This window comes from Allobosea sp. 05T438 (assembly GCF_056396025.1).
Map to the genome: position 1 here is coordinate 326,907 of NZ_JBFTKQ010000003.1, position 22,883 is coordinate 349,789.

Below are 22,883 nucleotides of genomic sequence, written 5' to 3' on the forward strand. Positions count from 1 at the left end.
CCGGCCGTCCGGCGGCAGCAAGCATTCCCTGCGGTTTTGCCGAGCCCGGCGAAGACGGAGACGGCTTCACGGGTCAGGGCTTCTATGGCGGGATCGGGTTCGTCACGCAGGCGCCGGCCGGCAGGGGCTGGGTAAAACGGCAGCCTCAGGCAGCGGCGAGCTGGGCGCAGGCGCGAGCAAAGGCCGGGCCGGGCGCGACGCTCGTCTTTTTCATCATCCACCAGGCGCAGCAGAGATTGGACGACAGCAGCGGCGGGCTCGAACGCTCCGGGCGCGCCGCCATCGCCGGTAGCGTGATCATGCCGGTGCCGCTCATGACGATGGCGTCGATGCCGGTTGTCTCGACCTGGCGCAGGGCTGCCTCGACCTCTTCCGTGGTCAGCTCATAGGCGCGGAAGGTCTCGGAGACCTTGACCACCTGCGCGACGGTGAAGCTGGCGCCGGTCCAGTAACCGGCGGCCTCCTCGGTGAGCCAGGCCGGATAGGGCGAGAAGAGGCAGATGCGCTTCGCGCCGACCGCCTTCAGCGCATGCCGGATCGCGCCGCTCGCGGTCTCGACCGGGCAGCCGGCCGAGGCCGAGAGGCGGGCCGCCAGCGCATCGTCCTCGCCGGCGCCTAGCCGGTAGCTCGGCCCGGTCAGTGCCACGGTGGCGGCGTCGAGCTTCAGGCTGCCAAAGCTCTTCAGCGCCGGCTCGTAGGAGGCGATGTAGGCGCGGTTGCGCTGTTCCAGCGTGGTATCGGGCATCACCGGCAGACGCGTTGCGTAGAGCCGGGCGCCGGACGGGATCAGCCGGTTCATCTCCGGCTCGACTGTCGGATTGGCCGGCGGCACGAGCAGGCCGAGCGCGGGCCGGGTGGCGAGTTCGGCGAGATCCATGGTGGCCTCCTCAGGCGGCGGCGCTGGCGGGGCGCTCGAGCATGTCGAGCATGGCGGCCGTGGCGAGATAATCGGCTGCGCTGCTGCGCGAGCTGGCGAGTTCGCGGACCTTCTGCAGCCAGCCCTCCCCGCCCGCGACGTTGCGGTCGGTGCGCGGGATCAGCATCTCCTCGGCGACGCGCTTGCGCTCATCTGCGGCGGCGGCGACCAGTGCGGGCCGGTTGTCGCGCAGGGCGCGGATCATAGCATGGGTCAAGGCCTGGGCATCATGGATGCCGCAATTCATGTTCATGCCACCGCGGGTGTTGGTGACGTGCGCGCTGTCACCGGCCAGGAAAGCGCGCCCGACCTGGTATTGCGATGCCACGCGCCGGCTCGCCCCGTAGACGTCGCGGCCGCCCACGGCGGGCGGCGTGGTCCAGCTCGGCAGCACCTCGCGCAACCGCTCGGCGAACCAGCCGTCCTGGAGCGCAGTCTCGTCCGTTACCTCTTCCGGTACGCGGATGATGATGCGCCAGCAATCCGGCATCTTGAGGAAGCTCAGCGACTTCGGGCCGTTGTGGAGATAGGTGATGGCGGCGATGCCCGGCAGTACCTTGTCGAGATCGTCCGGCGTCATGACCCGCAGGATCTTGTGGGGATAGACCATGCCGTCGAAGGCGAGGCCGAGCGCGTCGCGCACGGCGCTGCGGGCCCCGTCCGTCCCGATCAGGTAATCGGCCGCAATGGTGAGCTTCTCGCCGCCCCGGTCGGCAGTAACCGTGATGCCGTTCTCATCCTGTGTCAGGGTGTCGAAGCCGGTATCGAACAGTACCTGCGCGTTGTCGCGGGCGTCGATCCGCGCCAGCAGCAGCGGGGTCAGCCGGGCCTGTTCGAGATGCAGGCGGAAGGGGAAGCGGGTGCGGTCCGCCAGATCGGCGAGGACGAACTCGGCGAAGGGGCCTTCCGGCGTGCGGTATTGGATGCGCCGGACGATTTCGCCCTGACCCATCATCGGCTCCAGCACGCCGAGATCGTCGAGGATTTCCAGCGTCGCCGGGTGGAAGGTCGAGGCCTTCGAGGCCGTGTTGAGCCCCGCGCGCTTTTCCAGCACGACGACGTCGATTCCGGCGCGCGCCAGGATCAACGCAGCGACGAGCCCGACGGGGCCGGCGCCGGCGACGATCACTTGCGTTTTCAGGCTGGCAGTCATGGAGTCCTCCGCAGCGGCGTTCGGCGCCACGTAATTGTATTAAGTATGCTACTTAATATGTTTCGGCAAGGCCAAAACGTCGACGTGCTCAAGTCTCTTCGGGACCGAGTGCGAGGCAGTTGGCCGCAGCCCAGCTAACCGCAATGCGCTCGCCCCGCTGCAGCGCGGGCAAGCCGTCGCGGAAGGTGACGCGGGCGGTGAAGCTATCCGAGCCGCCGAGCTTCAGCCGCAGGCGGGTGTGGTCGCCGAAATAGATCAGCTCTTCGATTTCGGCCTCGAAGCGGTTCTCGTCCGCGGCAGCCGGGCCGATCAGCACCTTCTCAGGCCGCAGCGCCAGAACGGCCGATGCGCCGACCGGGAGATCGGCGCCGGCGACGGCGCGGACCTGGCTGCCATCGGAGAGGCGCAGCAGACAGGAGCCCCCGTCGCGCGCGGCGATGGTGCCGTCGAGCTTGTTGTTCTCGCCGATGAAGGAGGCGACGAAGGCATTGGCGGGTTTCTCGTAAATCTCCGCCGGCGGGGCGAGCTGCTGGATGCGCCCGTGGTGGAACACGGCAACGCGGTTCGACATGGTCAGCGCCTCGCCCTGGTCGTGCGTGACGTAGACGACGGTGACGCCGAGCTGCTCGTGGATATGCTTGATCTCGATCTGCATATGCTCGCGCAACTGCTTGTCGAGGGCGCCGAGCGGCTCGTCCATCAGGACGAGCTTAGGGCGGAAGACCAGAGCTCGGGCCAGAGCGACGCGCTGCTGTTGGCCGCCTGAGAGCTGGGTCGGCCGCCGGTCGGCGAGATGGCCGAGCTTGACCATGTCGAGCGCGCCGCGCACGCGCTCCTCGCGCTCGGCTCGGCCGACGTTCTGCATTTCCATCGGGAATGAGAGGTTGGCGGCCACGCTCATATGCGGGAACAAGGCGTAGTTCTGGAAGACCACGCCGATGCCGCGCCGATGGGCCGGCACGTTGTTGAGCGGGCGTTTGTCGAAGGTGATAGTGCCGCCGGAAGGGTCCTCGAAGCCGGCCAGCATCATCAGCGTCGTGGTCTTGCCCGAGCCGGAAGGCCCCAGCAGCGTGACGAACTCGCCGCGCTCGACCGCGAAGTCGAGCGACTTCACGACTTGCGTCGCGCCGTCATAGCTCTTGGTGACCTTGTCGAAGACGATGATCGGGTCGCACATGCTCGCACTCATGGGGTAGGTCCGGAGGGAGAGGCCCCGCGGGCCTGGGCGCGCTTCCGGATGAATTCGTTCAGGGCCAGCAGCAGCACCGAGAACAGGATGAGCAGCACGGCTGCAGCCGCGATGGTCGGGCTCAGGAATTCGCGCAGGCCCGCATACATCTGGCGCGGCAGGGTGAACTGGCCGGGGCTGGCGATGAAGAGCGCGACGATGAGCTCGTCGAAGGAGGTGGCGAAAGCGAAGAGCGCTCCGGTCGCCACGCCCGGCGCGATCAGCGGCAGGACGACCCGTCGGAAACTCACCACCGGATTGGCGCCGAGGCTGGCGGCGGCCCGCAGCAGGTTCTGGTCGAAGGTCTGCAGCGAGGCGAGCACGGTCAGCAGCACGAAGGGCACCGACAGCACCGTATGCGCGAGGATGAGGCCGGTGAGCGTCGAGCCGAGGCCGACCAGCGAGAGCGCGAAATACATGGCGATGGCGGTGACAATGACGGGCGTGACCATCGGCAGCGACAGGATGGCGAGCAGGATCGCCTTGCCGGGGAAGCGCCCGAGGAAGAGGCCGAAGGCGGCGAGCGTGCCGAGCAGCGTCGCCAGCACCATGGTAGCGATCCCGACGACGAAGCTGTTCCAGGTCGCGTCGAGCCAGCGACTGGAGCTGAAGAAATCGGCGTACCAGCGCAGCGAATAGCCCGGCGTTGGCAGCACCAGCAATTCGCCCGAGGAGAGCGAGAGTGGGAAGACCACAACGATCGGCGCCACGAGGAAGAGCAGGATCAGGCTCGTAACGAAAGCGAGTGCGAGGCGTCCGGCGGAGGCTTTCTTGCGCAGGGCGGGGGCGGGTGCTCCTGCCATCGTCAGACCCTCACGCCGCCGGAGCGGAAGCCGGGCAGGACGAGGCGGGCGACGACGACGAATAGGCCGGTCATCGTCATCAGCAGCGTCGCCAGCGCGGCCGCCATGCCCCAATTCACCGAGGTGTTGGTGAAGAAGGCGATGAAGTAGCTGACCATCTGGTCGCCGGAGCCGCCGACCAGGGCAGGCGTGATGTAGAAGCCGACCGAGAGCATGAAGACCATCAGCGAGCCGGCGGCGACGCCCGGCATGGTGAGCGGCAGGTAGATGCGCAGGAAGCGGCGCCAGCCCGGCGCGCCGAGCGAGGCGGCGGCGCGCATATAGTCGGGCTTGATGCCCTTCATCACGCCGTAGAGCGGCAGGATGGCGAAGGGCAGCAGCACATGCACCATGGCAAGATACACCGCGAAGCGGGTGAAGATCATCGCCAACGGCTGGTTGACGATGTCGAAGGCCATGAGCAGCGCGTTGATCGGCCCTTCCCGCTGCAGGATGATGAACCAGGCGGTGGTCCGGACCAGGATCGAGGTCCAGAACGGGATGAGGACGAGCATCATCCCGGCATTGGCCCAGCCCTGGGGCACGATGGAGAGCGTATAGGCGACGGGGTAGGCTAGCAGCGCACAGATCAGCGTCACCACAAGGCTGATCTCGAAGGTGCGCCAGAACAGCGGCAGGAAGACAGCGTCCTCGGAGGGGGCGCGGATGACGCCCTGGTCAGTGGGGCGCAGGTCGAGCGAGCGCAGCAGATAGAGCGAGGTCCAGGGGCCGGTCGCGCGCTTGAACAGGCGCCAGAGGGCGGGGTCGCCCCAGCGCGGGTTGAGCGCCACCAGCGAATCCTTGAACGGGTCGGCTAGGCGGGCCGAGGCCCGGCTGGCCTGTAGCAGCAGGCTGCGCAAGCCGGTTTCCTCGAAATTGAGCCGGGAGAGCACGGACCCGGCCGCCTGATCCTGTTGCGCCAGGCGCAACTCCTCGATCAGCGAACGGAAGGCTTCTTCCGGCGGCAACTCCTTGCCGTCCCAGGCTTTGAGCAGGGCGGCGGTGCGGGGCAGGGCGGTCGAGAATTCTGAATCCTCGACCGCCCGGTAGAGCGTCGCGCCGAGCGGCACGAGGAAGCTCAGCGTGACCAGGAGCAGGAGGGGCGCGATCAGCGCCGCCGCCAACAGGTTCCGTCGTGACATGCCGAGCCCTCGCGCCGGTGGGAGGCTTACTTCGCCAACCAGGCGTTGAAGCGGGCTTCGAGATCCTCGCCGTGTTCAACCCAGAAATCTGTGTTGATGAAGAGGCCCTCCTTGGCGTGGTTGGCGACCATGCCTGGGTTCTTCTTGATGATCTCGGGATTGTTGGCGACGGAGGCGTTGGCCGGCGAGACGGCCCAGTCCTGCGCCAAGCTCGTCAGCGGCTTCTCGTCGGTCATGTAGTTGATGAGCTTCATGCCGTCGGCCTTGTTCGGCGAGTTGCGAACCACGGCCCAGTAGTCGAACGAGAACAGGAGTGTGTTCCACTGCACGGGGTACTTGGCGCCGCCTTCATTGGCGCGGATCGTGCGGCCGACATAGCCGACCGCATAGGCGGCCTCGCCGGAGCCGACGAGTTGCAGTGGCTGCGTGCCCGACTTCCACCAGACGACATGGGGCTTGAGCTGGTCGAGCTTGGCGAAAGCTCGCTTCTGCCCCTCCGGCGTCGCCAGGACCTTGTAGACCTCGGCGGGCGGCACGCCGTCGGCGAGCAGCGCGACCTCGAGCGTCATCTTCGCGCCCGAGCGCAGCGAACGCTTCCCCGGGAACTTCTGCACGTCCCAGAGCTCGGCATAGTTCGCCGGGCCGGTCGGGGTGCGGGCCTGGTCGTAGAACAGGCTGACGCCCCAGCCGACGGCGCCGGCGCCGCAGGCGGTGGTGCCGCCGGGGATGAACTTCTTCTGGTCGATGACGCTCCAGTCGAGCTTCTCGAACACGCCATCCTCGCAGCCGCGAGCGAGCTCCGGAGCTTCGACCATGATCACGTCGTAGGTGATGTCGTTCGACTTCACCATCGAATAGATCTTGGCCATCTCGCCGTTATAGACGTCGTCGGCGACCTTCACGCCCTTCTCGGCGGCATAACCCTGGAAAAGATGCTTGCGGGCATTGTCCTGGAAGCCGCCGCCGAAGCCGACGACCATCAGGTCGCGTGCCGCGACCGGAGCTGCTGCTGTCATCAGGGCGAGCGCGAAAAATCCCAAGCGGGCATACTTTGCGGTGTTCATACTGGTCCCCTCGTTTTTGCGGATACCCAACGGGTCGCTCCCGATCTCGTTGACAGTTTGCGCTGCCGCAAAGAAGGGCCCTTCCCCCTGTGATAAGCGTATTGGTATTTTTGATATGATGATGATACATATCTGTCAACGGCACCCCGCCGCCGTGATCTCCAGGGACCTCCGATGACAGCCGCCATGCTTTCGCTCGATCCGATCTCGCCCGCGATCCGCCCGACCAAGCAGGATGCGGACCAGCGCTATCGCTACCAGCATTATATCGACGGCACCTTCGTCGATCCGGTGGGTGGAACCTGGCTGGAGACCTCCGATCCTGTGACGGGCGAGGATTGGGCCTGGGTGCCGCGCGGCAATGGAGCTGATGTCGAATCCGCGGTGCAGGCCGCGCATCGCGCCTTCTCGGAAGGGGCCTGGCCGGCGCTCTCGGCCTCGGGTCGCGGCGCGCTGATGCGCAAGCTCGGCGACCTCATTACCGAGAATGCCGAGTGGCTGGCGCGCGTGGAGATGCGCGACAACGGCAAGCTGCTGGCCGAGCTGTCGATGCAGATGCGCTACATGGCCAACTATTATTACTACTATGGCGGGCTGGCCGATAAGATCGAGGGCACGGTGATCCCGACTGACAAGCCCGGCGTGTTCAACTACACCAAGCCGGAGCCGATCGGCGTCGTCGCCTGCATCATGCCATGGAATTCGCCGCTGCCGCTGACGAGCCTGAAGCTCGCCCCGGCGCTCGCCGCGGGCTGCACCGTGGTGCTGAAGCCGTCCGAATTCACCTCGGCCTCGCTGCTCGAATTTGCCAAGCTGGTCGAAGCGGCCGGTTTCCCGAAGGGCGTCGTCAACGTCATCACCGGCTATGGCGCGGAGGTCGGCGACGCGCTGATCAGCCACCGCCTCGTCGAGCGCATCGCTTTCACCGGCGGGCCGGAGGCCGGGCGCATGATCAACGAGAAGGCCGCCCGCCACATGAAGCGGGTGACGCTGGAGCTTGGCGGCAAGTCGCCGAATATCATCTTCGACGACGCCGATCTCGACCAGGCTGTGAAGGGCGCCGTCGCCGGCATCTTCGCGGCATCGGGCCAGACTTGCGTCGCCGGCTCGCGCCTGCTGGTGCAGGACACGATCCATGATGCCTTCGTCGAGCGGCTGAAAGCCTTCATCGCCGATGTGAAATTCGGCCACCCTTCCGATCCGGCTACACAGGTCGCACCGATCTCGACCAGGCCCCAGCTCGAGAAGATCAAGTCCTATGTCGAGATCGCCAAGTCCGAGGGCGCCCGCCTCGTCGCGGGCGGCGAGCCGGCTTCGGTCCCAGGCTATCCGAAAGGGCTGTTCTACAAGCCGACCATCTTCGTCGATGTGAAGAACGAGATGCGTATCGCGCAGGAAGAGGTTTTCGGGCCTGTTCTTTCGGTGATCCGTTTCACCGACGAGGACGATGCGGTCCGCATCGCCAATGACACGCAGTTCGGCCTCGCCGCCGGCATCTGGACGCAGTCGATGCGCCGGGCGCTCACCATGGCGAACCGCGTCCGCGCCGGAACCGTTTGGGTCAACAACTACCGCTCGACCAGCACGACCTCGCCGTTCGGCGGTTTCAAGATGAGCGGCGTCGGCCGCGAGGGCGGCATCGCCGGCATCCGGGAATATATGGAGACCAAGAGCGTCTGGATCTCGACGGCGACGGACATCCCGAACCCGTTCATCCGCCGTTGAGACGGTCGAAAACCGATGGCTGCGCCTCAGGCGGCGCCGCTGTCGGTGATCATCGCCTTCCACGGCGTGCCTAGATTCTGGCCATCGATCGAGTACTGGACGCGGTATTCGTAGCGGTCGGGCCGGTAGAGCGCCTGCAGCAACTCGATCAGGCGCCCGTCCTCGTCGCGGACCTGGCGGGTCATCGCCACCAGGGGCGTGCCGATCGCGATCTCGAGATGCGGCGACACGTCGGAATCGGCGAGCACGGCCGTGATCTTCTCCTCGAAACGAGCGAGCTTGACGCCGGCCGCTGCGAGCGTGGCGGAGACCGGCAGCGAGGAGATCGCCGTGCGCGGCACCAGCGGGGCGAGATCTGCAGGAAGATAGCAGAGGGTATGCGAGATCGGCGAGCGCTCGTCGCCGCGCACGCGCTCGATCCGCAGCAACTCGGTGCCTTCGACGATGCCGAAGGTCTGGGCGAGCAAGGGCGAGGGCCGGACGAACTCATAGGAGAGCAAGGCGATCTTCGTCTTACGGGCCAGCGAGATCTGGTTGTTGAGCAGCTGGCTCGCCGGCTCGCCCGTCTCGTTGGCGGGCGTCAGCGGAAAGGTGCCGCGCCCGCGCTGGCGCAGGACGCGCCCTTCGCGCTCCAGTCTTTCCATCGCCTTGCGGATCGTCACCCGCGACACGCTGAAGGTCTCGGCGAGGTCGTCCTCGCTCGGGATCGGGGCGCCGGCCGGATATGAGCCGTCCATGATCTTCTGAAGCAGCATGACGTAGACGCGGTGATAGAGCGGGATGACGTCTCGCTCCGACGCGGGCCGCTCCGCCGTACCCGTCTGCGGTCTTGCCATGAGTTGCCCTTCCCGGTTCATCCGCGGAATCGCTAGCATGTATGGTCTGGAATACCAATCAGGCCCCGGCTCGCGATAATATATTGTATTATATTTATATCATTGATACCTATCAAACGACTCCGGTACCGATGAGAGACGGGTGATGAGAGATAGCCTTGAGGCCGCAGACCGCCAGCGTTTTGCTGGCTCCTACGCGCATCGCGAGAAGGCGCTGTCGCATCTCGCATTCGGCGTCTCGTCCACGCCGCGCGCAACCCAGCATCCCGTGGCGATCGCGATCGAGCGCGGCGAGGGCGCCCATGTCGTCGACGTCGACGGCAATCGCTTCATCGACTACGCCCTCGGCTATGGCCCGCTGATCCTGGGGCATACGCCCGCTTCCGTCCTCGCAGCCGTTCAAAATGAGCTGACCAGCGGCTTGCGCACCGCGAGCGTCCATCGCGGCGAGGCACGACTGGCAGAGTTGATCGCCGCTTGCGTTCCCTCGGCCGAGCAGACGAGCTTCGTCAGCACCGGAACCGAGGCGATCCAGCTCGCATTGCGAGTAGCACGCGCCGCGACCGGCCGGGTTAAGGTCATCAAGTTCCGCGCGAATTATCACGGCTGGTTCGACAGCCTCCACATCGGCAGCGCCATTGGGCAGGATGGTCCATCGGCGCTGGGACAGGATCCCCAGGCGGCCGGAACGGTGACGCTGGCCGATTGGGGCGATGCGGGCGGGCTCGAGGCCTTGCTCGACGCCAGCTACGCGGCGGTGATCGTCGAGCCGGCCGCGATCAACGGCGGCTGCTTCGAGCCGCCTGCCGGCTTCCTGGAGCGGCTGCGGGCCGCGACGAAGCGCTGCGGCGCGCTGCTCATCTTCGACGAGGTGATTACCGGCTTTCGTCTCGGTCTCGGTGGCGCGCAGGAGCGCTATGGCGTGACGCCCGATCTCAGCGTCCTCGGCAAGGCGCTGGGCGCCGGCCTGCCCATCAGCGCGGTCTCAGGTAGCCGTGCAGCGATGGATGTTCTCTCCAGCGGGCGCCTGATGCATCGAGGCACCTTCAACGGCAATCCGCTCTCCGTGGCGGCGGCCATTGCCTGTCTTGAGGAGCTGCGTGATGGGCGCAGCGAGATCTATCCTCGGATGGACGCGTTTGCCGGCCGGCTGTGCCGCTTCCTGAATGATCGGGCCGCCTTGAGGGGTGTTCCGGTCCGCGCTCGGCAGGCAGGAGCTGCCTTGCAGATTTTCGCCGCCGAGGCGGCAATCGAGACGTTGCGTGACACGGCGCAGGTCGACAAGGAGAAAACGCTCTCGTTCACCGGCGCTCTCCTCAGGGAAGGGGTGCTGACCTTGCCGCGTGGTCTCTGCTACCTCTCCGCCGCGCACAGCCTAGCCGATATCGAGGCAACCGAAGCGGCGATCGCCGCGGCGGTGGACGCCGTGGCGCATGCGAAGGCCGGGTGATCGAGGCGGCTTCTTCAGGATTGCAGCATCTTGAAGTGGCTGCAGAATTCCCGGTAGCTCGAGTGCAGGATCTTCTCGCCGCCGCAGACTTTCAGGGTTTCGGCGGCAGCGAGGCCGAGTTCTCGCGCCCGGTCTCCAGGTTCGTCCTCGATGGCAACCACCCGTTCCTCGCCATCGAGAGAGGTAATCTGGGCTTGCAGGATCAGGCGTTCTTCCTTCCAGTTGCAGAAGGCGCCCACGGGCAGGCTGCAGCCGGCGCCTAGCGCATGCATCATCTCACGCTCGGCATCGACCTCGGCCCGGGTCGTCTTGCATTCGATCGAGCGCAGGATCTCGACGATCTCGCTATCCGCGCTGCGCGCCTCGATACCAAGGGCGCCCTGGCCGACGGCGTAGGGGAACAGGTGAGGGTCGAGAAGCTCGGTCGTCTTTCCGCCGAGGCCGAGGCGTTCCAGGCCGGCCTGCGCCAGGATGACGGCATCGAGCGCATCGTCCCCTTCGATCTTGGCAAGCCGGGGGCCAATGTTCCCGCGGATGGGAACGACGGTCACATCCGGCCGCAGGCTCAGGATCTGGGCGCGGCGACGCAGCGATCCGGTTCCAACTCTTGCTCCCGGCCGCAAGTCGTCGAGGGTCGAGCCACAGAGGACATCGCGAGGGTCCTCGCGCTTGGGCACCGATGCCAGCGTGAGCCCGTCCTTCAGAGCGGTCGGTAAATCCTTGAGGGAGTGGACGACGAAATCGACGTCCTTGCGCAGCAACTGCTCCTCATGCTCCGTGGTGAAGACGCCGATCATGCCGAACTGATGAAATTCGGAGATCCTGTCACGATCCGCGACCGTCGAAATGGGCCGGATCTCGAATTCGATATGAGGGTGAAGAGCCTGAATTGAACCAATTACAAAGTTGGTTTGCGTCATGGCGAGGGGGCTGCGGCGGGTGCCAACGCGAAGAAGCATATTGTGTGTAACCTGTTTGCGCCGTGCACGCGCGATCGCCACCCGTCTAGCAGTTGCCTTGTCGGAGTGAAAGTGCGTCACATTCGCTGCTTGTTGGGGTGGAAGCGCTTTCGCAATTCCACCCCTCGAGGTGACAAGTTGGTCGAACAGACTGGTCGGTAGCCCGCGCATTGTCGGTGACGCGATCGTCATGCCGCCACGTGGCGCCCATCTTCGGGGGCGACGCTCGAATGCGCCACGGCCCTGACCAAGGGCATGTTGGTCGATCCCGATGCCGTGATCGAGGGTGACGTCTCGCTCCGACCATGACCATCAATGGCTGGACCATCCTCGCGCATCCCCTCGTGCTCGATCCGTGGGAAAAGTTGATCGCGGCAGTCGAGGCACAGAAGGCGAACAGGCCCGACAACTATCAGAAATCGGCCGATGACAAGCTACATGCGGCTCTGGTCAAGCTCGTCACCGAGACGGTGCCCGCCGGCCCAACGGCCACCGCCTTCATCTTCGCACGAGTGAATGACGAGAACGGCTTGCGGACCTACGGCTCAAAAACCGATGCCTACTGTCTTCAAGAGCATGCTGGACGATGGCAATCTGCCTGACGACTGGGATGCGCTCTGCACGGCCGCATCTGCCACCGCCGCCACCAATCGCTGGAACAACGCCGTGCCGTCTCGCGAATGAGCCGCGCGGCCGCGGCCATTACGCTGGGCTCGCGGCCATCGCGAGCCGACTTGCTCGATGATGGCGGAGCCGGAACGATTTTAAAGATCGACGAGTACCCACAAAACCACGGCGTTGGAGACCCCTTTTGAGGTCCAGGTGTGTTCGGTAGTGGCATCGTAGTAGACGGAATCGCCCTTGTTGAGCTCCAGCGGCTCGTAGAGGCGGCTGTGCACGATGAGCGTGCCTTCGAGGACCATCACGAAGATCTCCGCCTCGGATTTTGCCCACGCTGCATATTCATCAGGAGAGCGCGCGGTCACCGTCGTCAGTATAGGGGTGGCGCGCTTGTTCTTGAGATCGGCACAGAGCAGGACGTTGTTGCAAGTGCCGGTCGTATGCTTGCTGCCGCTGCCGGCTCTGCTGATGCTGCGGCGTCCGGCGAAGCTAATTGTGCCGTTGTCCTGGCCGCTGGACAAAAGTGTCACCAATTCGACGTCGAGCCCATGCGCGATCCGCTGCATCGTCGAGATCGTCGGCGAAAGCTCGTTGCGTTCAATTTTCGAAAAGGCCGAGGCGGAAACCCCCGTCATCGCGCTGACGTCCTGCAGCGTCAGGCCCCGACCTTTACGCAGCTTGAGCAGCCGAGCGCCGATATCGACCCCGCCGCGCGGCTCGTCGCCAACCTGCCAGGCCTCAGGCGGTTCGATATCCCCGCGTTCCGCCAGCGAGATTTCCGGCATGCCGATTCTCCTCGTCCCCCCGATGGGGATACTCCTGTCATAATCTCTGGTTGCGCGGAGGGAAAGAGAACACCATTGCGTATGGTTCAATAATTTTCGTATCCGACATTTCTGTATTTTTGTGTTGACACGTCCACGCCCCTGAAAGAGGCTCCATTCCCAACGATGCGCCGGCAAGGAACTGGGCGCGGTTGGCGAGGGGCCGACACGCTGGAACCGGCAGCATCACTGCGGGGATGCTTCAAATGACGCTTACGCACGACACTCTCGGCGGCCTGTATACCGCGATCGTCACACCGCTCGACGCCGATGGCGCGGTCGACATCAAGGGTCTCCAGGCGCTGGTTCGGTTCCAGCTCGCCGCCGGCGCCGCCGGCATCGTGCCGATCGGCGGCACGGGCGAATATCCCGTCTTCTCGCGTGGCGAGCGCCGCGACATCGTCGCTGCCTGCGTCGACGTGGCGGACGGCAAGCCGGTGATCCCCGGCGTGCTTGCGACCGGCTACGAAGATGCGCTGGAGGCCGGCCGCGACTTCGCAAAGGTCGGCGCCTCGGCGGTCATGACCGTGACTCCCTACTACGCGCCCGGCACGCAAGAGGGCATGCGTGCGTGGTTCGCCCGCTATCGCGATGCGCTCGACCTGCCGGTCATGCTGTACCAGATCCCGCGCCGCACCACGGTCTCCGCCTTCGCCGAGACGGTGCAGGCCATGGCCGAGGACGGCTCGATCATCGGAATGAAGTACTCCTCCTACGACATGCCGGACTTCATCCGCACGGTGAAGCTCGCGGGCGACAAGATCGCGATCCTCTCTGGCGAGGAACCGCTCTTTGCGACCCATGTCGCGCTCGGCGCGCGCGGCGGCGTGCTCGCTTCCGCGACGATCTATCCCCGGATCTGGATCGAGATCTTCGAGCTCGCCAGTCAAGGCAAGCTGAAGGAAGCGCTCAAGCTCCAGGACAAGATCGACCCGGTCGTCGATGCCATCTATGTCGAGACGAACCCGGGCCCCCTGAAGGAATACATGGCGCTCGCCGGCAGGCCGGTAGGCGGGGTCCGCCTGCCGCTGCTCGGGCCGAGCCCGGAAACGCTGGCAAAGCTCAAGGTTGCCGCCGAGCGAGCCAAAGCCGTCAGCCTCGCCTGAGCGGAGACCGGCTCGTGATCGAGACGCTTCACAGCATCGTTGGCGACAAGGGGCTGATCACGGATCCGGCAGAGATGGAACCGTGGCTCACGGACTGGCGCCAGCGTCGGCGCGGCCACGCACTCGCCGTGGTCCAGCCAGCTTCGACGCAAGAGGTCGCGGCCGTGGTCGCGCTCTGCGCAGCCGAGGGGCAGCCGGTCTTCCCGGTTGGCGGCAATACCGGGCTGTGCTTCGGCGCCGTGCCGGAAAGCGACCGCAGCGACAAGCCCGGCATCGTGCTCTCCCTGCGCCGCCTGAACCGCATCCGAACCATCGATCGGGCGACCGGCATCGCCACGGTCGATGCGGGCGTGGTGCTCGGCGATCTGCACAGCGCCGCTACCGAAGCGGGGCGGCAGTTCCCGCTGCATCTCGGCAGCGAGGGCAGCGCCCAGATTGGCGGGCTGATCTCGACCAATGCCGGCGGCACCGGCGTCGTCCGCTACGGCCCGATGCGCGATCTCGTCGCGGGGTTGGAAGTGGTGCTGCCGGACGGGCGCGTGCTGGCGGACCTCGCGGCGCTGCGCAAGGACAATACCGGCTACATGCTGCGCCATCTTTTTATCGGAGCAGAAGGTTCGCTCGGCATCATCACCGGCGCGGCGCTGCGGCTGCATCCGCAGACGCCGAGCACCGCTCATGCCTGGGTTTCCGTCGCTGATCCGGCGGCGGCCGTCGCGCTTCTGGCTTCCCTCCAGGACCGTGCCGGCTCCTATATCCAGGCGTTTGAGCTCATCTCCGCCTCGCAGTTCGAGCTGGTGCGCCGGCACGTTGAGCGGGTGCGTTTTCCATTCGCGGAGATTCCGGCCTGGTCCGTGCTGATCGAGCTCGGCAGCGAGGATACGACCACGAACCTCCAGGTCATCCTCGAAGAGGTCGTCGGCGCTTCGCTCGAAAATGGCGAGTCCGTGGACGCGGTCGTCGCGACCTCCGAGCAGCAGGCGGCCGAATTCTGGCACGTCCGCCATTCGGTCTCCGAAGCCAACAAGAAGGAAGGCATCGGCATCGTCCATGACGTCGCCGTGCGCTCCTCCGATGTCGCCCCCTTCATCGCCGCGGCCGACACGGTCGCAGCGGAGCGCTACCCACAGGCGGTCACGCAGGTCGTCTGCCATCTCGGCGATGGCAATGTGCACTACATCCTGATGTTCCAGCGCGATTTCTGGGCGTCGCTGCCGGACCAGGACGCGTTCGCACTCGAAGTCGAGCGCGACATCCATGACGCCGCGGCGCGCTTCGGCGGCACCTTCAGCGCCGAACACGGCGTCGGCCGCAAGCTGACGGAGGAGCTCGAGCGTCTCGCCGATCCGCTCCGCTACGAGTTGATGAATAAGATCAAGACGCTGTTCGACCCGCAAAACCTGATGAATCCGGGTGTTCTGCTAGCGCCGAAAGCGGTTTGAAAACGACGGAAAAATCCGCTGCCGCCTCCGGTGAGGGGCGGAAGATCACGGAAAGCCCGCAGGGGAAGCGGGAGCCTGCCTCACCAGACATAACGAGGTTCGCCTCACAACGCCGGGAGAGTGAAAATGACGACACGCAGGGATCTGGCAGGCCTCATCGGCGCCGGCGCAGTTGCAGCCGGCGCATTGACGCTGGCTTCCAACGGAGCAAGGGCGCAGGCCGCAGGTCAGAACACCTTCGACCGCATCATCGCCAGCAAGAAGATGAGGCTCGGCGCCGTGACCTCGAGTGCCCCCTGGTTCATCAAGGACCCGGCCTCCGGCAAATGGAGCGGTCATTTCTACGCGATCGGCTCGGCGCTCGCCAAGGACATGGACGTCGAGCTCGAGCTTGTCGAGACGACCTGGGGCAACGCGGTGCTCGACCTGCAGGCAGACAAGATCGACATCATGTTCGGCCTCAACCCGACGCCGAAACGAGCCATGGCGGTCGATTTCTCGAACGGCGTCTATGACAGCGCACTGGTCGTCATCGCCAAGCCGGGCTTCGATCCGAAGAGCTGGGCCGACCTGAACAAGCCGGAGGTCAAGATTTCGGTCGACGTCGGCTCGGCGCATGACCAGATCGCTACGCTCCTGTGCCCCAAGGCCCAGATCACGCGCTTCAAGACCATCAATGAAGCGATGCTTGCGCTGCGCAGCGGCCGCGTCGATGCGCAGTGCATCTTCTGGATGGGCGGCGTGCGTGCCGTGAAAGCGGATCCCAGCCTCGGCAAGGTTGTCGTGCCGCAACCGTTCTTCGGATCGACATCGAATGCGGCCGTCCGCCGCGAGGTGGACAAGACCTGGCTCTTCTTCGTCAACACTTGGGTCGGCTATGCCCGCGGCCTCGGCCTCGTCCGCAGCGCTGTCGTCGAGAGCTTGGATCAGGTCGGCGTCAAGCCCGAGGACATCCCCGCGGGGATCACTCTCTAAGGCCTCCTCGGCTTCCCGCGCCCGCCCGCGGGAAGCCCATCCATTCTTGTGAACGGCTTCAGGCCGCGCGGGGCGCGGGCAGGGTTGGCATGTCCTACACTTGGAATTTCGACATCGTCTGGAGCTACCGCTGGATCTTCCTCACCGGAACCGGCGTAACGATCGGGATCACGATCGCGGTCGTGATCCTCGGCCTGATCGTGGGCTTGGTCGCCGGCATCGCGCAGCTCTCGCGTTCCCCGGCGCTACGCTGGCTGTCCTGGGCCTATATCGAGATGTTCCGGCTGACACCGCTGCTCGTGCTGTTGCTGTGGTTCTACTACGCGCTGCCGATCCTGACCGGGATCAAGCTGGACGCGATCACCGCCGCGATCGTGACGCTGACGCTGTATGGCGGTTCCTTCTACGCGGAGGTCATTCGCGGCGGGATCGTCTCGATCGATCCCGGACAAAGCGAGGCGGGGCTGGCTTTGGGCATGACCCCGGCGCGCGTGATGCGCCGCATCGTGCTGCCGCAGGCGATCAAGCGGATGATCCCGCCGCTCATGAACCAGTCGATCATCCAGTTCAAGAACACCTCGCTCGTCTCGGTCCTCGCTGTCCCGGACCTGCTCTATCAGGGCCAGGTGGCGGCGATGGACACCTACCGCGCGCTCGAAGTCTACACGGTGGTCGCTGCGATCTATGTGATCGTGCTGCTGCCGCTGACCGCGATCGTCAAGCAAGCCGAGAAGCGGCTTGCCCATAGCAATTGAGGGCGCAGCGATGAGCTACAAGATCGAGGTCTCCGGCCTGCGCAAGAGCTTCGGCTCGCTCACGGTGCTGCGCGACATCAACCTCAGGGTAGAGGAAGCGCAGGTCGTCGCGCTGATCGGCCCTTCCGGCTCCGGCAAGTCGACGCTGCTGCGCTGTCTCAACCTGCTCGTCATGCCCGAGGGCGGCCGCATCCGCATCGGCGACGACAGCTTCGCCTTCGGCGACGGCTCGAAGCTGCCGGGCACTCGCGAGCAGGCGCGCTTCCGCTCGAACGCTGGCATGGTCTTCCAGCATTTCAATCTGTTCCCGCACATGACGGTGATCCAGAACGTCATGGAAGGCCCGATCTCCGTGAAGGCGATGCGGAAGCCGCAAGCCGAGGAGCTCGCCCGCAAGTTGCTCGCCAAAGTGGGCCTGAGCGACAAGGTCGACGTCTTTCCCAGCAAGCTTTCCGGCGGCCAGAAGCAGCGCGTCGCCATCGCACGCGCGCTCGCCATGGAGCCTGCGGTGATGCTCTTCGACGAGGCGACCTCCGCTCTGGATCCCGAGCTCGTCGGCGAAGTCCTCGGCGTCATGCGCGATCTCGCAGCTGAGGGCATGACGATGATCATCGTTACTCACGAGATCGGCTTCGCCCGCGAGGTCGCCGATCGCGTCGTATTCATGCGCGACGGGGTGATCGTCGAGGAGGGGCCGGCGCGCGAGGTGATCGGCCAGCCTCAGCAGGAAGCGACCAAGAGCTTCCTCAGCCATTTCCACAATCGCGGCTGAGGCGATCCATGTCGAAGGATGCGCCCCTGACCGTCGCCGTAATCGGCGCCGGAATCGTGGGCCTGTGCGCGGCGCTGGAGATCCAGCGCGGCGGCCATCATGTCCTCCTCATCGAACCGGGCGAGCCCGGCGGCCGGCAGGCGGCCTCCTACGGCAACGCAACCTGGATCAACCCCGGCGCGATCGCGCCGATTTCCCTGCCCGGACTTTGGCGCAAGGTGCCCGGCTTCCTGCTCGACCGGACCGGACCGTTCACGGTGCGGTGGCGGGACCTGCCGCGGCATGCCGGCTGGCTCGCCCGCTTCATCGCCGCCGGCCGGGACTGGGATCGGATCACGACGAGCGCACGCCAGCGCTACCCGCTCTGCAAGGACACGGTGGCGGATCACCAGTTCTATGCCGCCGAGGCCGGCGTCGGCCACCTGATCCGGCAGCAAGGGCTGGTCTATGTCTATCCGGATCGGGCCGCCTTCGCTGCGGAGAGCCGGATCTGGACAATGCGCCAAGAATTGGGCGTGCGCTTCAGCGAGATAGAGGAAGCCGACCTGCGTCGCCTTCAGCCGGAGCTGTCGCCGGCCTATCGTTTCGGTGCTCGCCTCGACGATGCCGGCCAGATCATCGACCCCGGCGCTTATTGCGCCGCGCTTACCCGGCTGCTCGAGGCGCGCGGCGCACAGCGCTTCACCGCCACTGCCACCAGCTTCGCTTTCGAGGTCGGCAGGCTGAGCGGCGTCGCCACCGATCGGGGGCCCGTCGCCTGCCAGCGCGCCGTCATTGCGGCCGGCATCGGCTCGGCCGCCCTGGCTCGGCTCGCCGGCGACCGCGTGCCGCTGATCTCCGAGCGGGGCTACCATGTCGTCATCCCCGAGCCGGATGTGGAGCTGGGCGCCGGGCTGATGCCCTCGGACGGCCAGATGGGCGTGGTCTCGACGCCGCAGGGGCTGCGGCTCGCCGGACAGGTCGAACTTGCCGATCCCTCCGCACCGCCCGACTGGCGCCGCGCCGAAATCCTGCTGGGCTATGCCCGCAAGATGTTTCCCGAACAGGCGAAGCGCTTCGATACGGCCGAAGTCGATCGTTGGATGGGCAATCGCCCCTCGACGCCGGACGGCCTGCCCTGCATCGGCTTCGCGTCCCGCTCGCACGATATCCTGCATGCTTTCGGCCATGCCCATACCGGGCTCACCCAGGCTCCGGCGACAGGCAAGCTCGTCGCTGCGCTGATCGACGGTCGCGAGCCGCCCTTCGATCCCACCCCCTATTCCGCCCGGAGATTCGCCCGATGAGCGAGCACCTGCTCTATCTCTCGCGCAATGACGTGAAGGCCCTGGCCATTGCTCCCGGCGCGGCGCGCGAGGCCGTGCTCCGCGCCTTCCGCGACCATGCCGCCGGCCTCAACCGCAGCCTGCCCAAGAGCGCGCTGGGGCTCGGCCCCGGCCATGGCTTCCAGGCGATGACGGCCGCCTCGCAGCCGGACGGGATCGCCACCCTGAAATGGGTCTCGATGGCACCGGTTGCCCCGGATAGTCCGGTGCCCGGCATCAACGCCCTGATCTGCGTCAGCGACTACGCGAGCGGGGCGCCGCTGGCCGTGCTAGACGGCGACGAGATCACGCTGATCCGCACCGCCGCGCTCTCGGCCGCCGCCGCCGCGCGGATGGCGCCGCCCGCGCCCAGGATCATCGGTTTCGTCGGCTGCGGCCTGCAGGCCCATGCCCATCTCACCGCCTTCCTCGATCTCTATCCCGGCCTGACCACGGCGCTCATGCTGAGCCGCAGCCGCTCCTCGGCGGAGCAGCTCGCGCAAGCCGCCTCCGGGCAAGGGCTCGCGGCGGAGGTCGTTGCGGATGTCGATACCCTATTGGCGCGCAGCGATATCATCATTTCGATGGTTCCGGGCGCATCGGGGCTGAAGCCATTCCTCGACGCCAGGCTGATGAAGCCAAATGCCTTCGCCGCCGCCGTCGATATCGGCCGAAGCTGGATTCCAGAAAGCCTGCCGGCCTTCGATGTCCTCGCGACCGATAGCCTCGAACAGTCGAAGGCGCCCTACGATATCGACGGCAACCCGGTGACGACGGTCCGCTTCGGCCACGATCTCGTCGAGCTGGCGAGCGCCGCCCATCCGACCGCGCCGGCCGCCCGTTCCTTCTTCTGCTTCCGCGGCTTTGCCCTCGCCGATCTCGCGCTCGCGCATCTCGTCGTCGGCCGCGCACGAGAGCGCGGTGTCGGCGCAAAATTGCCACGGTGATCCTGACGCGATGACCGCAAAGCCCGCCTTCGCCCATATCCTCAACGTCGCCGACGCGCGACGCGCCGCTTCACGGCGGCTGCCGCGCGGCCTCTTCGAATATGTCGATCGCGGCAGCGAGGACGAGGTCTCGATCGCGAGCAATCGCAGCCTGCTCGATGCGATCCGGCTTTCGCCCGCTGTGTTGGTCGACGTCTCGCAACGTTCGACCGAGGCCGAGATCCTCGGCCACCGCCAACCGCTTCCCCTGGTGATCGCGCCCACCGCCGTCGCCGGCCTCGTCTGGCACGATGGCGAGATCGCGATCGCCAAGGCCGCGGCGGCCGCGGGCATCCCGTTCTGCGTGTCGACCCAATCGATCACCGCGGTCGAGCGCATCGCGGCGGAGTCCGGGGCCCGGCTCTGGTTCCAGCTCTATGTCTGGAAGAACCGACAGCGCATGCTTGCATTGCTCGACCGGGCCTGGGCGGCGGGCGCCGAGACCCTCGTCCTGACCGTCGATACCGCCGTTGGCCCCAATCGCGAATACAACCTCCGCAACGGCTTCGGCATTCCTCTCAAGGCCTCGTGGAAAGCCGGGCTCGACGTCGTGCTGCATCCGCGCTGGGCGGGCTCGGTCATGCTGCGGGCTCTGGCGGCGGGCGGAGTGCCGACCTATGCGCATTACCCCGACGAGTTCCGCACCAAGCTCGGCCGCGCCTCGCTTTCCGACGAGCTAGCCCTGGCGACCGACGTGACCTGGGAGGATGTGGAGCTGTTGCGCCGGCATTGGCGCGGCAAGCTCGTGCTCAAGGGAATTCTGCGGGTGGAGGACGCGCTGGCGGCCCTGGCGCACGGCGTCGATGCCATCGTCGTGTCCAACCATGGCGCTCGCAATCTCGACTGCGCCCCCGGCCCGACACAGGTGTTGCCGGCGATCGCCGATGCCGTCGCCGGCCGGCTCGAGATCCTGGCCGATAGCGGCGTGCGCCGCGGCGCCGACATCGCCCGATTCCTCGCGCTGGGCGCAGGCGGCGTCCTCGTCGGACGCGCACCGCTCTACGGCGTGGCGATCGGGGGAGCGGAGGGAGCGGGCCGCATCCTCGACATCCTCACCAACGAACTCAGGATCACCATGGGAATGCTGGGGGCGCCAGCCCTCGCCGATTTGCGTCTAGCGGCCGATCAGGCCTGAGAACCGGAGTGCCCGCATCATGAACGTCGCCCAGGCCATGACCGCCATCCTCAAGAAGGAAGGGGTGGAACTGCTGTTCTGCTACCCCACGAACAAGCTGATCGACGAGGCCGCTCTCGCCGGCATCCGGCCGATCGTCGTGCGCCAGGAACGCACGGGCCTGCATATGGCCGATGCCTATTCGCGGCTGTCTTCGGGCCGCAAGTTCGGCGTCTTCGCCATGCAGCACGGGCCGGGCATCGAGAACTCCTACGGCTCTGTCGCGCAGGCCTATGCCGATTCCGTGCCGGTGCTCGTGATCCCGCAGGGCTATCCGCAGCGCGTCGCGGGCATCAAGCCCAACTTCAATGCCGTCCAGAGCATGCGCGACATCACCAAGTCCGCCGAGCAGCTCAACCTGCCCGGCGAGGTCGTCAATGTGATGCGCCGCGCACTGAGCCAGCTTCGCAATGGCCGCGGCGGCCCGGTGCTCGTAGAAGTGCCGAACGATCTCTGGACCGCAGAACTGGCGCAGCCGGAGGATTACGTCCCGGTCCGCGGCCATCGCACGGCGCCCGATCCCGACGACATCGTCCGCGCCGCCGAGTTGATCGGCTCCGCCTGCAATCTCGTCATCCATGCCGGCCAGGGCGTGCATTACGCCCAGGCCTGGGACGAGTTGCGCGCATTGGCCGAGCGCCTCGCCTGTCCAGTCGTCACCACTCTACCCGGCAAGAGCGCGTTCCCCGAGGATCATCCGCTCTCGCTCGGCTCCGGCGGGCTGACCTATCCGATGCCGGTCAAGGCCTTCCTCGACGAGGCAGACGTTATCCTCGGCATCGGTTGCAGCTTTACCGAGACGCTGTTCGCGGTGCCGGTGCCGAAGGGCAAGCGTATCATCCATATGACGCTCGATCATGCGCATCTCAACAAGGATGTGCCCGCCGAGATCGGCCTCGTCGGTGATGCGAAGCTGGCCTTGCAAGCGCTACTTGCCGAACTGGAACGGCGCGGCGTGCAGTCGGACAAGGGAGAGGCCGTCGCCAATCGCATCCGCGTCGCGCGCGAAGCTTGGTTCGCGGATTGGCTGCCGAAGCTGACTTCGACGGAGACGCCGATCAATCCCTATCGCGTCGTCTGGGAGCTGATGGCGGCAACGAAAGACGAGCCGACGATCATCACCAACGACGCCGGGCGGCCGCGCGACCAGCTCACGCCGTTCTGGGTCGCGCGCGATCCGCTGAGCTTCATCGGCTGGGGCAAGACCACCCAGCTCGGCTACGGCCTCGGCATCGCCATGGGCGCCAAGCTCGCATGCCCGGACAAGCTCTGCATCAATGTCTGGGGCGACGCGGCGATCGGCTTTACCGGCATGGATATCGAGACAGCGGCCCGCGAACGCATCCCGATCCTCTCGATCCTGTTCAACAACGGCGGCATGGCTACAGAGCTGAACAGCATCCCGAACGCGATCCGCCTCTATGCGGCCAACCGCATCACCGGCAATTACTGCGAGATGGCGCGCGCCTTCGGCGCGTATGCCGAGCGCATCACCGACCCTTCCGAGATCCGCAGTGCGATCGATAGAGGCATCGCCAGGACGAAGGAAGGCCAGCCGGTCCTGCTCGAATTCATCACGGCACAGGAAACGGCGATGTCGAAAGCCTGA

At 66.1% G+C, this 22,883-nt stretch carries 21 protein-coding genes; 12 read left to right on the plus strand and 9 right to left on the minus strand.

The features are described 5' to 3' along the window. Window positions 1-145: 145 nt before the first annotated feature. From AC1DIN_RS10010 to AC1DIN_RS10035, 6 genes are all read right to left on the minus strand, one after another. Window positions 146-877, minus strand: coding sequence for a maleate cis-trans isomerase family protein (locus AC1DIN_RS10010; RefSeq protein ID WP_476809641.1), 732 nt, complete (start codon window positions 875-877; stop codon window positions 146-148). A 10-nt stretch (window positions 878-887) separates the two neighbouring features. Then, entirely contained in the window at window positions 888-2,069 is a 1,182-nt protein-coding gene (locus AC1DIN_RS10015; protein WP_476809642.1) for an FAD-dependent oxidoreductase, read from the minus strand. An 88-nt stretch (window positions 2,070-2,157) separates the two neighbouring features. Further along, window positions 2,158-3,246 carry an ABC transporter ATP-binding protein gene (locus AC1DIN_RS10020; protein WP_476765424.1) on the minus strand — a complete coding sequence of 363 codons (1,089 nt, stop codon included), beginning with the start codon at window positions 3,244-3,246 and terminating at the stop codon, window positions 2,158-2,160. An 8-nt stretch (window positions 3,247-3,254) separates the two neighbouring features. Beyond that, window positions 3,255-4,100: an ABC transporter permease gene (locus AC1DIN_RS10025; RefSeq protein WP_476809643.1), complete on the minus strand. Its 846-nt coding sequence runs from the start codon at window positions 4,098-4,100 to the stop codon at window positions 3,255-3,257. 2 nt (window positions 4,101-4,102) lie between these two features. Then, window positions 4,103-5,281, minus strand: coding sequence for an ABC transporter permease (locus AC1DIN_RS10030; protein WP_476809644.1), 1,179 nt, complete (start codon window positions 5,279-5,281; stop codon window positions 4,103-4,105). A gap of 26 nt (window positions 5,282-5,307) precedes the next feature. Then, entirely contained in the window at window positions 5,308-6,345 is a 1,038-nt protein-coding gene (locus AC1DIN_RS10035; protein ID WP_441469223.1) for an ABC transporter substrate-binding protein, read from the minus strand. Between the two features lie 174 nt (window positions 6,346-6,519). On the opposite strand from AC1DIN_RS10035, the gene AC1DIN_RS10040 reads away from it, so the two are divergent. Then, complete coding sequence (locus tag AC1DIN_RS10040) at window positions 6,520-8,070, plus strand: aldehyde dehydrogenase (RefSeq protein WP_476809645.1); 1,551 nt, start codon at window positions 6,520-6,522, stop codon at window positions 8,068-8,070. A gap of 26 nt (window positions 8,071-8,096) precedes the next feature. On the opposite strand, the gene AC1DIN_RS10045 is transcribed toward AC1DIN_RS10040, so the two are convergent. Continuing rightward, window positions 8,097-8,906 (minus strand): GntR family transcriptional regulator, encoded by an 810-nt coding sequence (locus AC1DIN_RS10045; RefSeq protein ID WP_441469221.1) that lies wholly within the window; start codon window positions 8,904-8,906, stop codon window positions 8,097-8,099. 145 nt (window positions 8,907-9,051) lie between these two features. On the opposite strand from AC1DIN_RS10045, the gene AC1DIN_RS10050 reads away from it, so the two are divergent. Continuing rightward, complete coding sequence (locus AC1DIN_RS10050) at window positions 9,052-10,356, plus strand: aspartate aminotransferase family protein (RefSeq protein WP_476809646.1); 1,305 nt, start codon at window positions 9,052-9,054, stop codon at window positions 10,354-10,356. Between the two features lie 14 nt (window positions 10,357-10,370). Here the strand turns inward: AC1DIN_RS10050 and hemC are convergent, their stop codons facing one another. Further along, the gene (gene hemC, locus AC1DIN_RS10055; RefSeq protein ID WP_441469219.1) at window positions 10,371-11,507 is read right to left on the minus strand and encodes a hydroxymethylbilane synthase; all 1,137 of its coding nucleotides are present in this window, start codon (window positions 11,505-11,507) and stop codon (window positions 10,371-10,373) included. A gap of 113 nt (window positions 11,508-11,620) precedes the next feature. On the opposite strand from hemC, the gene AC1DIN_RS10060 reads away from it, so the two are divergent. Further along, window positions 11,621-11,917 carry a type II toxin-antitoxin system YhaV family toxin gene (locus AC1DIN_RS10060; protein WP_476809647.1) on the plus strand — a complete coding sequence of 99 codons (297 nt, stop codon included), beginning with the start codon at window positions 11,621-11,623 and terminating at the stop codon, window positions 11,915-11,917. Window positions 11,918-12,079: 162 nt separating this feature from the next. On the opposite strand, the gene AC1DIN_RS10065 is transcribed toward AC1DIN_RS10060, so the two are convergent. Beyond that, the gene (locus AC1DIN_RS10065; protein ID WP_476809648.1) at window positions 12,080-12,721 is read right to left on the minus strand and encodes a helix-turn-helix domain-containing protein; all 642 of its coding nucleotides are present in this window, start codon (window positions 12,719-12,721) and stop codon (window positions 12,080-12,082) included. A 245-nt stretch (window positions 12,722-12,966) separates the two neighbouring features. On the opposite strand from AC1DIN_RS10065, the gene dapA reads away from it, so the two are divergent. The 9 genes from dapA to AC1DIN_RS10110 all read left to right on the plus strand — a co-directional run bounded on the left by dapA (window position 12,967) and on the right by AC1DIN_RS10110 (window position 22,883). Then, window positions 12,967-13,866: a 4-hydroxy-tetrahydrodipicolinate synthase gene (gene dapA / locus AC1DIN_RS10070; protein ID WP_441469215.1), complete on the plus strand. Its 900-nt coding sequence runs from the start codon at window positions 12,967-12,969 to the stop codon at window positions 13,864-13,866. A gap of 14 nt (window positions 13,867-13,880) precedes the next feature. Beyond that, on the plus strand, window positions 13,881-15,308 hold the full coding sequence (locus AC1DIN_RS10075) for an FAD-binding oxidoreductase (protein ID WP_476809649.1): 1,428 nt from the start codon (window positions 13,881-13,883) through the stop codon (window positions 15,306-15,308). A gap of 126 nt (window positions 15,309-15,434) precedes the next feature. After that, window positions 15,435-16,283: a transporter substrate-binding domain-containing protein gene (locus AC1DIN_RS10080; RefSeq protein WP_441469213.1), complete on the plus strand. Its 849-nt coding sequence runs from the start codon at window positions 15,435-15,437 to the stop codon at window positions 16,281-16,283. Between the two features lie 89 nt (window positions 16,284-16,372). Then, window positions 16,373-17,038, plus strand: a complete 666-nt coding sequence (locus tag AC1DIN_RS10085; RefSeq protein WP_441469212.1) for an amino acid ABC transporter permease — start codon at window positions 16,373-16,375, stop codon at window positions 17,036-17,038. 10 nt (window positions 17,039-17,048) lie between these two features. Continuing rightward, window positions 17,049-17,810, plus strand: coding sequence for an amino acid ABC transporter ATP-binding protein (locus tag AC1DIN_RS10090; protein ID WP_441469211.1), 762 nt, complete (start codon window positions 17,049-17,051; stop codon window positions 17,808-17,810). An 8-nt stretch (window positions 17,811-17,818) separates the two neighbouring features. After that, entirely contained in the window at window positions 17,819-19,096 is a 1,278-nt protein-coding gene (locus tag AC1DIN_RS10095; protein ID WP_476809650.1) for an NAD(P)/FAD-dependent oxidoreductase, read from the plus strand. After that, the gene (locus AC1DIN_RS10100) at window positions 19,093-20,061 is read left to right on the plus strand and encodes an ornithine cyclodeaminase family protein (RefSeq protein WP_476809651.1); all 969 of its coding nucleotides are present in this window, start codon (window positions 19,093-19,095) and stop codon (window positions 20,059-20,061) included. The genes AC1DIN_RS10095 and AC1DIN_RS10100 overlap by 4 nt, the downstream gene beginning before the upstream one ends. Before the next feature lie 10 nt (window positions 20,062-20,071). Beyond that, a complete protein-coding gene (locus tag AC1DIN_RS10105) occupies window positions 20,072-21,235 on the plus strand; it encodes an alpha-hydroxy acid oxidase (protein WP_476809652.1) in 1,164 nt (387 codons plus the stop codon). Window positions 21,236-21,251: 16 nt separating this feature from the next. After that, window positions 21,252-22,883, plus strand: coding sequence for a thiamine pyrophosphate-requiring protein (locus tag AC1DIN_RS10110; RefSeq protein ID WP_476809749.1), 1,632 nt, complete (start codon window positions 21,252-21,254; stop codon window positions 22,881-22,883).

What these genes read in the sequence shown, in the direction of transcription:
- AC1DIN_RS10010 (WP_476809641.1), bottom strand. Translation starts at nt 877, where the DNA reads ATGGATCTCGCCGAACTCGCCACCCGGCCCGCGCTCGGCCTGCTCGTG.
- AC1DIN_RS10015 (WP_476809642.1), bottom strand. Translation starts at nt 2,069, where the DNA reads ATGACTGCCAGCCTGAAAACGCAAGTGATCGTCGCCGGCGCCGGCCCC.
- AC1DIN_RS10020 (WP_476765424.1), bottom strand. Translation starts at nt 3,246, where the DNA reads ATGTGCGACCCGATCATCGTCTTCGACAAGGTCACCAAGAGCTATGAC.
- AC1DIN_RS10025 (WP_476809643.1), bottom strand. Translation starts at nt 4,100, where the DNA reads ATGGCAGGAGCACCCGCCCCCGCCCTGCGCAAGAAAGCCTCCGCCGGA.
- AC1DIN_RS10030 (WP_476809644.1), bottom strand. Translation starts at nt 5,281, where the DNA reads ATGTCACGACGGAACCTGTTGGCGGCGGCGCTGATCGCGCCCCTCCTG.
- AC1DIN_RS10035 (WP_441469223.1), bottom strand. Translation starts at nt 6,345, where the DNA reads ATGAACACCGCAAAGTATGCCCGCTTGGGATTTTTCGCGCTCGCCCTG.
- AC1DIN_RS10040 (WP_476809645.1), top strand. Translation starts at nt 6,520, where the DNA reads ATGACAGCCGCCATGCTTTCGCTCGATCCGATCTCGCCCGCGATCCGC.
- AC1DIN_RS10045 (WP_441469221.1), bottom strand. Translation starts at nt 8,906, where the DNA reads ATGGCAAGACCGCAGACGGGTACGGCGGAGCGGCCCGCGTCGGAGCGA.
- AC1DIN_RS10050 (WP_476809646.1), top strand. Translation starts at nt 9,052, where the DNA reads ATGAGAGATAGCCTTGAGGCCGCAGACCGCCAGCGTTTTGCTGGCTCC.
- hemC (WP_441469219.1), bottom strand. Translation starts at nt 11,507, where the DNA reads ATGACGATCGCGTCACCGACAATGCGCGGGCTACCGACCAGTCTGTTC.
- AC1DIN_RS10060 (WP_476809647.1), top strand. Translation starts at nt 11,621, where the DNA reads ATGACCATCAATGGCTGGACCATCCTCGCGCATCCCCTCGTGCTCGAT.
- AC1DIN_RS10065 (WP_476809648.1), bottom strand. Translation starts at nt 12,721, where the DNA reads ATGCCGGAAATCTCGCTGGCGGAACGCGGGGATATCGAACCGCCTGAG.
- dapA (WP_441469215.1), top strand. Translation starts at nt 12,967, where the DNA reads ATGACGCTTACGCACGACACTCTCGGCGGCCTGTATACCGCGATCGTC.
- AC1DIN_RS10080 (WP_441469213.1), top strand. Translation starts at nt 15,435, where the DNA reads ATGACGACACGCAGGGATCTGGCAGGCCTCATCGGCGCCGGCGCAGTT.
- AC1DIN_RS10085 (WP_441469212.1), top strand. Translation starts at nt 16,373, where the DNA reads ATGTCCTACACTTGGAATTTCGACATCGTCTGGAGCTACCGCTGGATC.
- AC1DIN_RS10090 (WP_441469211.1), top strand. Translation starts at nt 17,049, where the DNA reads ATGAGCTACAAGATCGAGGTCTCCGGCCTGCGCAAGAGCTTCGGCTCG.
- AC1DIN_RS10095 (WP_476809650.1), top strand. Translation starts at nt 17,819, where the DNA reads ATGTCGAAGGATGCGCCCCTGACCGTCGCCGTAATCGGCGCCGGAATC.
- AC1DIN_RS10100 (WP_476809651.1), top strand. Translation starts at nt 19,093, where the DNA reads ATGAGCGAGCACCTGCTCTATCTCTCGCGCAATGACGTGAAGGCCCTG.
- AC1DIN_RS10105 (WP_476809652.1), top strand. Translation starts at nt 20,072, where the DNA reads ATGACCGCAAAGCCCGCCTTCGCCCATATCCTCAACGTCGCCGACGCG.